The organism is Haloferax sp. Atlit-6N (assembly GCF_003383195.1).
GTDB classification, from domain to species: domain Archaea; phylum Halobacteriota; class Halobacteria; order Halobacteriales; family Haloferacaceae; genus Haloferax; species Haloferax gibbonsii.
In genome coordinates this window covers 1-615 of record NZ_QEQJ01000107.1, presented here as the reverse complement: position 1 = coordinate 615, position 615 = coordinate 1, and the positions used below count along the sequence as shown (strand labels likewise).

The following is a 615-nucleotide window of genomic DNA, read 5'->3' as shown; positions in this document are numbered from 1 at the left end:
GTCTATCGCGACAACGAACCGAAGCGCAAGTGGCGGTATCCCGACTGGGACGAGACGTTCACGCTCGCGGGCGAAACTGTCTGTGTCGTCGGCCTCGGCACGCTGGGGCAGGGCGTCGCCGCGCGCGCCGACGGCGTCGGGATGGACGTCGTGGGCGTTCGGCGAACGCCGACGCCGGTCCCGTCAGTCAGACAGATCTACACGCCGGACGCGCTCTCCGATGCGATCGCCGACGCGCGGTTCGTCGTGCTGACCCCGCCGCTCACCGACCGCACGCGCGGTCTCGTTGGCTCCGAGGAACTCGACGCGATGCGAGAGGACGCCTATCTCGTCAACGTCGCGCGCGGGCCGGTCGTCGACCAGGCGAGTCTAATCGGAGCACTGGAAGCCGGCGGGATAGCTGGGGCCGCACTGGACGTCTTCGAAGAGGAGCCGCTACCGGACGACTCGCCGCTCTGGGAGATGGAGAACGTCATCGTCACGCCACACGCCGCCGGCGCGACCCGAGCGTACGGCGAGCGGGTCGCCGCGTTAGTCGAAGAAAACACCAAGCGGATCCGCACTGACGACGCTCTCGCGAATCAGATCGTCTGAGCGGCGTCTCACAGCAGAGAG

1 protein-coding gene is annotated in these 615 nt (G+C 68.0%); it reads left to right on the top strand.

Annotated elements, in window-relative coordinates; all coding sequences use genetic code 11:
• Positions 1–594, top strand: a 594-nt coding sequence (locus DEQ92_RS21415) for a D-2-hydroxyacid dehydrogenase (RefSeq protein ID WP_147299552.1), incomplete at its 5' end; no start/stop codon positions are given.
• Between the last annotated feature and the right edge of the window lie 21 nt (positions 595–615).